General features: G+C 61.0%; 6 protein-coding genes. 5 read left to right on the forward strand and 1 reads right to left on the reverse strand.

Annotated elements, in window-relative coordinates; genetic code table 11:
* Nucleotides 1–417 precede the first annotated feature (417 nt).
* Nucleotides 418–2,595, forward strand: a complete 2,178-nt coding sequence (locus DBR18_RS06390; RefSeq protein ID WP_108589702.1) for a malate synthase G — start codon at nucleotides 418–420, stop codon at nucleotides 2,593–2,595.
* Between the two features lie 191 nt (nucleotides 2,596–2,786).
* Here DBR18_RS06390 and DBR18_RS06395 read toward each other — a convergent pair whose 3' ends face one another.
* A complete protein-coding gene (locus DBR18_RS06395; RefSeq protein ID WP_108589703.1) occupies nucleotides 2,787–3,233 on the reverse strand; it encodes a response regulator in 447 nt (148 codons plus the stop codon).
* Nucleotides 3,234–3,492: 259 nt separating this feature from the next.
* Here DBR18_RS06395 and DBR18_RS06400 point away from each other — a divergent pair, with 259 nt between their 5' ends.
* From DBR18_RS06400 to DBR18_RS06415, 4 genes are all read left to right on the forward strand, one after another.
* Nucleotides 3,493–5,427 carry a putative nucleotidyltransferase substrate binding domain-containing protein gene (locus DBR18_RS06400; protein WP_305891528.1) on the forward strand — a complete coding sequence of 645 codons (1,935 nt, stop codon included), beginning with the start codon at nucleotides 3,493–3,495 and terminating at the stop codon, nucleotides 5,425–5,427.
* Nucleotides 5,424–6,131, forward strand: a complete 708-nt coding sequence (locus DBR18_RS06405; protein WP_108589705.1) for a PolC-type DNA polymerase III — start codon at nucleotides 5,424–5,426, stop codon at nucleotides 6,129–6,131. The genes DBR18_RS06400 and DBR18_RS06405 overlap by 4 nt, the downstream gene beginning before the upstream one ends.
* Nucleotides 6,132–6,347: 216 nt before the next feature.
* Complete coding sequence (locus DBR18_RS06410; RefSeq protein WP_045121971.1) at nucleotides 6,348–6,866, forward strand: RNA polymerase sigma factor; 519 nt, start codon at nucleotides 6,348–6,350, stop codon at nucleotides 6,864–6,866.
* The gene (locus DBR18_RS06415) at nucleotides 6,863–7,834 is read left to right on the forward strand and encodes a FecR domain-containing protein (protein WP_108589706.1); all 972 of its coding nucleotides are present in this window, start codon (nucleotides 6,863–6,865) and stop codon (nucleotides 7,832–7,834) included. Before DBR18_RS06410 ends, DBR18_RS06415 begins: the two co-directional genes overlap by 4 nt.
* Nucleotides 7,835–7,884: the final 50 nt, after the last annotated feature.

Here is a 7,884-nt window from a genome sequence, read left to right on the forward strand (position 1 = left end):
CTCGCCACAAATACAGGCTCATCGAAGCTGAATGGGAGCTGCACAGCATTTATGTGTACAACTTTTTATATTTAGCTGGAACAATCTGCTGGTTTTTTGAGAACATCCCGTTCCGCGACGTGACCGCAATGCGTCATGAGGTCGCAGAACGACGTAATTAGTCTGATTTTCACAAGCGCAACGCATCATGTAGTATGCCTCGGCGCGCACTACATAACGCTGGATCGATGTCTGCCCAAGGCACGTTCGCAACCTTGAAAGCCCCGTCAGCAAGGCCCCCAAGCCGTTGATTGGTCCCAGCCCAGCCGCCAGCAATGGCATGTACTGGTCGGAAGGTTTGTGGTTTAAATGGCCAGAGGCTTCATTGTTAAATTGAAGAGCTGAAAAGCGAAATAGCTGAGCAGAGTGAGGCAAGCAATGACTGAACACGTTCAAGTCGGTGGCCTGCAGGTCGCCAAAGTCCTGTTCGACTTCGTGAACAACGAAGCCATTCCCGGTACCGGCCTCACCGCCGAAAAATTCTGGGAAGGTGCCGACAAGGTCATTCACGACCTGGCACCGAAGAACAAAGCCCTACTCGCCAAACGCGATGACTTCCAGGCTCGTCTTGATGCCTGGCACCAGGAACATGCCGGCCAGGCGCACGACGCCGTGGCCTACAAAGCCTTCCTGCAGGAAATCGGTTATCTGCTGCCAGAAGCGGCTGATTTCCAGGCAACGACGCAAAACGTCGATGATGAAATCGCCCGCACCGCCGGCCCGCAACTCGTGGTCCCGGTGATGAACGCCCGCTTCGCCCTCAACGCCTCGAACGCCCGCTGGGGTTCGCTGTACGACGCCCTCTACGGCACCGACGCCATCAGCGAAGACGGTGGCGCGGAAAAAGGCAAAGGCTACAACAAGGTGCGTGGCGACAAGGTCATCGCCTTCGCCCGTGCCTTCCTCGACGAAGCGGCGCCACTGGCTGCCGGCTCCCACGTCGACTCCACCGGTTACAAGATCGCTGACGGCAAACTGCTGGTCTCCCTCAAGGGCGGCAGCAACACCGGCCTGCGCGACGATGCACAACTGATCGGCTTCCAGGGCGATGCCAACGCGCCGATCGCCGTTCTGCTGAAACACAACGGTCTGCACTTCGAAATCCAGATCGACGCCAGCACCCCGGTCGGCCAGACCGACGCTGCCGGTGTCAAAGACGTTCTGATGGAAGCAGCCCTGACCACCATCATGGACTGCGAAGACTCCGTGGCCGCCGTCGATGCCGACGACAAAGTGGTGATCTACCGCAACTGGCTCGGCCTGATGAAGGGCGACCTGTCCGAAGAAGTCGCCAAGGGCGGCCAGACTTTCACCCGCACCATGAACCCGGATCGCACCTACACCGCACCGAACGGCGGTGAAGTGACCCTGCACGGCCGGTCGCTGTTGTTCGTGCGCAACGTCGGCCACCTGATGACCATCGACGCGATCCTGGACAAGGACGGCAACGAAGTGCCGGAAGGCATCCTCGACGGTCTGGTCACCTGCCTGGCGGCGATGCACAACCTCAATGGCAACACTTCGCGTCGCAATACGCGCACCGGCTCGGTCTACATCGTCAAACCGAAAATGCACGGCCCGGAAGAAGCGGCGTTCACCAACGAGCTGTTCGGTCGCATCGAAGACGTGCTGGGCCTCAAACGCAACACGCTCAAAGTCGGGATCATGGACGAGGAGCGCCGCACCACGGTCAACCTCAAGGCCTGCATCAAGGCGGCCAGCGAGCGCGTAGTGTTCATCAACACCGGTTTCCTCGACCGCACGGGCGATGAAATCCACACCTCCATGGAAGCCGGGCCGATGGTGCGCAAGGCCGACATGAAGGCCGAGAAGTGGATCGGCGCCTACGAAAACTGGAACGTCGATATCGGTCTGAGCACCGGCCTGCAAGGTCGTGCGCAAATTGGTAAAGGCATGTGGGCGATGCCCGACCTCATGGCGGCGATGCTCGAACAGAAAATCGCTCACCCGCTGGCCGGTGCCAACACTGCCTGGGTGCCATCGCCGACCGCTGCTGCGTTGCACGCGCTGCATTACCACAAGGTCGACGTGTTCGCCCGTCAGGCCGAACTGGCAAAACGTGCCCGCGCTTCGGTGGACGACATTCTGACCATCCCGCTGGCGGTCAACCCGAGCTGGACGCCGGAGCAGATCAAGAACGAACTGGACAACAACGCCCAGGGCATTCTCGGTTATGTGGTGCGCTGGATCGACCAGGGCGTGGGTTGTTCGAAAGTGCCGGACATCAACGATGTTGGCCTGATGGAAGACCGTGCGACGCTGCGGATCTCCAGCCAGCACATCGCCAACTGGCTGCGCCACGGTATCGTCACCGAAGCGCAAGTGATGGAAAGCCTCAAGCGCATGGCGCCGGTGGTTGACCGTCAGAACGCCAACGACCCGCTGTACCGTCCGCTGGCACCCAACTTCGACAGCAACATCGCCTTCCAGGCGGCGGTCGAACTGGTGATCGAAGGCACCAAACAGCCGAACGGCTACACCGAGCCGGTGCTGCACCGTCGTCGTCGCGAGTTCAAGAAGGCCAACGGCCTGTAACCTGCGCTGACTGCCGGACATGAAAAAGCCCTGATCTTGCGATCAGGGCTTTTTCTTTGGAAAGCAGAATCAAAAGATCGCAGCCTTCGGCAGCTCCTACATGAGGTCACCTGTAGGATCTGCCGAAGGCTGCGATCTTTTGATCTGATGTAGGAGCTGCCGAAGGCTGCGATCTTTTGATCAGCAAAAAGTCAGGGCTCGATGCCCAATTCGTGTTTGACCAGCCCCAGCAACTTGCCCGTATCAATCGGCTTGAGCAGAAAATCCACCACGCTCAGGTGCATCGCCGCAATGGCGTCTTTCACATCGGCATCGCCGGAAACAATGATGATCGGCATCGCTGCCCGTACCGACTCGCGTACCTGGCGAATCAAGTCCAGACCACCGACGTTGCCCATGCGCAGATCAGTGATCACCAGGCCAATCGAGGGTTTTTCCGCAAGCATCTTCAGTGCGGTCTCGCCACTGGCTGCGGTCATGCAGTGAATACCGTCCAACGCGAGAATCTCCGACAACAGCTCCCGGGCGTCCTTGTCGTCATCGACGATCAGTACACGCTGCGGCGGCAAGTCGGGTTCGAGCATGACAGCGCTAAGCGCTTCACGCTCGGCGTCGCTCAAAATATCGTGGTCGGACATGGCATTCTCTACGTTTTCAATTCAGTCACCTGGCACAGTCGTCAGACATCGCTAAGCAGAGCTTCAATGTGCACTTCGTCGGATTTTTTTCCAAGAGGCTGGCGAGGGAATTTCCGACTGTTTTTGTAGGGCACTTCCCAAATGTGCCCTACGGCAGCTCAAACCTAGACTTACGTCCAATGGGCACCCCGCGCGCAGGGGTCGACCATGGCTGCAACGATCCGACAACAACAATTCAAAAAAGACTGCGGTAATGGTTATGAGTAAAGCGGACGCCTTCACCCAGGCAGGGAAAACCGCGGTGTTGCAGAACATTCAGGGCACCCTGCAATTCCTTCAGCGCTTCCCGCCCTTCAATCAGATGGAACACGCCCACCTGGCTTATCTGGTGGAGCAATGTCAGCTGCGTTTCTATGGCCAGGACGAGAGCATCATCAAGCCCGCCGACGGGCCGGTCGAACACTTCTACATCGTCAAACAGGGCCGAGTGGTCGGCGAACGCCAGCACATCACCCGGCCCGGCACCGAAACCACCTTCGAGATCACCACCGGAGAATGTTTCCCGCTGGCCGCGCTGATTGGCGAGCGGGCGACCCGCACCGAGCACCTGGCCGGCGAAGACACCTTTTGCCTGCAACTGAACAAACCGGCGTTCATCAAGCTGTTTGCCCTGTCCAACAGCTTCCGCGATTTCGCCCTGCGCGGGGTCAGCAGCCTGCTCGATCAGGTCAATCAGCAAGTCCAGCAGAAAGCCGTGGAAACCCTCGGCACCCAGTATTCGCTCAACACCCGCCTCGGCGAATTGGCGATGCGCCATCCAGTGACCTGCAGCCCGGACACGCCACTGCGTGAGGCGGTGAAGCTGATGCACGAGCAACAGGTCGGCAGCATCGTCGCCGTGGATGAGCACAAGGCGCCGCTGGGGATTTTCACCCTGCGTGACCTGCGCGAGGTGGTCGCCAATGGCAGCGGTGATTTCAGCGAAACCATCGAGCGCCACATGACCTGTTCGCCGTTCTTCCTGTCACCGGATCACAGCGCCTTCGACGCGGCGATCGCCATGACCGAACGGCACATCGCCCACGTCTGCCTGGTCAAGGATCAGCGCTTGTGCGGCGTGGTCTCCGAGCGCGATCTGTTCTCCCTGCAACGGGTCGATCTGGTGCATCTGGCCCGCACCATCCGCAGCGCCCAGCGCGTCGAGCAACTGGTGAGCCTTCGCGGCGAGATCGGCCAACTGGTCGAACGCATGCTGGCCCACGGAGCGTCTTCGACCCAGATCACTCACATCATCACCCTGCTCAACGACCACACCGTGTGCCGGGTGATCGAACTGACCCTCGCCGAAAAAGGCGACCCCGGCGTGCCGTTCAGTTGGTTGTGCTTCGGCAGCGAGGGCCGGCGCGAACAGACGCTGCACACCGATCAGGACAACGGCATCCTGTTCGAAGCACGGGACGCGGCGCACGCGGCGGAAATTCGCGGCAAGCTGCTGCCGATCGCCCAGCAGATCAATCAGAGCCTGGCGCAGTGCGGGTTCAGCCTGTGCAAGGGCAACATCATGGCCGGTAACCCGGAACTGTGCCTGTCGCGGGCGGAATGGGCGCGGCGCTTTGCGGCATTCATCCGCGAAGCGACGCCGGAGAACCTGCTCGGTTCGAGCATTTATTTCGACCTGCGAGTGGTCTGGGGTGACGAGAAAGGTTGCACGCAACTGCGCCGGGGAATTCTCGATCAGGTCGGCGACAACCGTTTGTTCCAGCGCATGCTGGCCGAGAACGCCCTGCGCAATCGCCCGCCCGTGGGGCGTTTCCGCGAGTTTGTGCTGGCGCGCAAGAACGGCGAAAAAGCCACCCTCGATCTCAAGGTCCAGGGGCTGACGCCCTTCGTCGACGGCGCGCGCCTGTTGGCACTGGCCCACGGCATCGAAACCAACAACACCCTCGAACGCCTGCGCCAACTGGTCGAGAAAGAAGTCATCGAACGGCTCGACGGCGCGGCGTATGAAGAGGCTTACCACTTCATCCAGCAGACGCGCATGCAACAACACCAGATCCAGACCCGCGAGAATCTGCCCTGGTCCAATCGCGTTGACCCCGACAGCCTCAATCATCTGGACCGGCGCATCCTGCGTGAATCCCTGCGTCAGGCCCAGCGCCTGCAAAGCAGCCTGGCCTTGCGGTATCAGCTATGAGCCTGTTTTCGTGGCTGCGCCCGGCCAGCCCTCTGCTGTCGGCCGACCTGCAACAACGTCTGGCGGAGCTGCCGGCGATCAGCGAACTGAAAGAATGCAGCCTGCGCGAGCAGCGCTGGGTGGTGCTCGATCTGGAAACCACCGGGTTGAACCTGAACAAGGATCGAGTGCTGTCGATCGGTGCGGTGGTCATCGAGGACGGTGCGATCGACTTCAGCCAGCAGTTCGAGCGCACCCTGCAATGTCGGGAGCTGAAGCTCAGCCCCAGCGTGTTGATCCATGGCCTGGGGCCGAATGCGATTGCTGCCGGCAGTGACCCGGCCGAGGCGCTGCTGGCGTTGATGGAATTCATCGGCGACAGCCCGGTGCTGGCGTTTCATGCGCCCTTCGATCAGCACATGCTCGGGCGCGCGCTGAAGGAACACCTGGGCTACAAGCTGCAGAACGTGTTTCTGGATGTCGCGGACATGGCGCCGCTGTTGTGCCCGCAGGCAAATATCCGCGAGGCCGGGCTGGATGAATGGATCGACTGGTTCAGGCTTGAGGTGTTCGAGCGGCACAACGCGAGTGCCGATGCGCTGGCCACGGCGGAGCTGGCGTTGATCCTGTTCAGCCGGGCGCGGCAGCAGCAGATTCACAGTCCGCTGAATCTGCTGCAGCGTTTGAGTCAGTGGAAGCGTCGACAGCAGGCGCCTTCCTTCTAGATTTGCAGCCGAACCACATCCCTCTGTAGGAGCTGCCGAAGGCTGCGATCTTTTGATCTTGTTTTTAAAAGCAATATCAAAAGATCGCAGCCTGCGGCAGCTCCTACAGAGTCCACATTAACTTCACCCGACCAGTGGCCAATTGCTAACCATTCCCACCTCTGCGAGAATCGCGAACAATTCTCGTTGGTTAACATTTCCCAATCGGTGCGTCTGGTGTCGTCAGTCCCAAGCCCTCACAGTGAACTCGTCGGTGCGTTGTATCGCGACCATCGCGGTTGGCTGCTGAGCTGGTTGCGGCGCAACGTGGCGTGCCCGCAACGGGCAGAAGATCTGAGCCAGGACACCTTCGTGCGCCTGCTCGGTCGCGAACAATTGCTGACGCCGCGCGAACCGCGAGCATTTCTGGTGGCGATCGCCAAGGGCCTGCTGTTCGACTATTTCCGTCGCGCGGCGCTGGAGCAGGCCTATCTCGCCGAATTGATGCTGATCCCCGAGGGCGAACAGCCTTCGGTGGAAGAACAGCAATTGATCCTCGAAGACCTCAAGGCCATCGACCGCCTGCTCGGCAAACTGTCGACCAAGGCCCGCGCCGCGTTCCTTTATAACCGCCTCGACGGCCTCGGCCATGCCGAAATCGCCGCGAAGCTCGGCGTCTCGGTGCCGCGTGTGCGGCAATACCTCGCTCAGGGCATTCGCCAGTGCTACATCGCCCTTTACGGTGAGCCGACATGAGCCCGGCCAGTTCCAAACCGGTTTCGGCCCAAGTGCTGGACGCGGCGATTGCCTGGCAATTGTCGCTGGATTCCAGCAGTGCGCTGGAGCGCGAAGAGTTCGCCAAATGGCACGCAGCCAATGAAGAACATGCCCGCGCCTGGCGTCAGTTGGGCATGCTCGATCAGCGCTTCAGCGTCGCCAACGGCCCGGCCCGCGCTGCGTTGCTGCAATCGCGCGAGGGCATTCGCCGCAGGGTGCGCAAGCTCGGCAGCGGCTTGGCCAGCGTGGTGGCGATGGTCGGCCTGGCGCTGTTTGCCGGTGATCGCTACCTGCCGCTGGATTACTGGCTGGCCGATCAACGCACCGCCACCGGCGAGCAGCGCACGGTGCGGCTGGCCGATGGCACTGTGCTCAACCTCAACACCCACAGCGCGGTGGATGTGCGTTTCGATGCCAGCCAGCGCCTGATCGTGTTGCAGGAAGGCGAGATCATGGTCGAGACCGGTCACGGCGATGCGCGGCCCTTCATCGTCGAAACCCGCGAAGGCAGCATGCGCGCGCTGGGCACACGGTTTCTGGTCAAGCGTGAAGATGAAGGTACGCGCCTGAGCGTGTTGCAGTCGGCCGTGGCCGCACATCCGCAAAGCCATCCTCAAGAACAGATTCTGCGCGAAGGCCAGCAAGTGCTGATTCGCAACGACGGCCTCGACGCGGTCGCCGCACTCACCCCCGGCGCCGATGCCTGGACCCGCGGCATGCTGGTGGTCGATAACGCACGGCTCGGCGATCTGGTGCACGAACTCGGTCGCTATCGCCGTGGCTATCTGGGCGTGGCGCCGGAAGTCGCCGACCTGCGCATCACCGGCAGCTTCCCGCTGCACGACACCGACAAGGCCCTGAGTGCTCTGCTGCCGACCCTGCCGGTGCAGATCGAGCAGCACACGCCGTATTGGGTCACGGTGGCCAAGGCTGATACCAAGCCCTGATTTATCTGGTGCCTGAGCGGCCGCCATCGCTGGCAAGCCAGCTCCCATAG

Source organism: Pseudomonas sp. HMWF021 (assembly GCF_003061005.1).
GTDB lineage: Bacteria > Pseudomonadota > Gammaproteobacteria > Pseudomonadales > Pseudomonadaceae > Aquipseudomonas.

Coding starts and splice junctions, on each gene's coding strand:
- DBR18_RS06395 (WP_108589703.1), bottom strand. CDS start 3,233: ATGTCCGACCACGATATTTTGAGCGACGCCGAGCGTGAAGCGCTTAGC.
- DBR18_RS06400 (WP_305891528.1), top strand. CDS start 3,493: ATGAGTAAAGCGGACGCCTTCACCCAGGCAGGGAAAACCGCGGTGTTG.
- DBR18_RS06415 (WP_108589706.1), top strand. CDS start 6,863: ATGAGCCCGGCCAGTTCCAAACCGGTTTCGGCCCAAGTGCTGGACGCG.
- DBR18_RS06390 (WP_108589702.1), top strand. CDS start 418: ATGACTGAACACGTTCAAGTCGGTGGCCTGCAGGTCGCCAAAGTCCTG.
- DBR18_RS06405 (WP_108589705.1), top strand. CDS start 5,424: ATGAGCCTGTTTTCGTGGCTGCGCCCGGCCAGCCCTCTGCTGTCGGCC.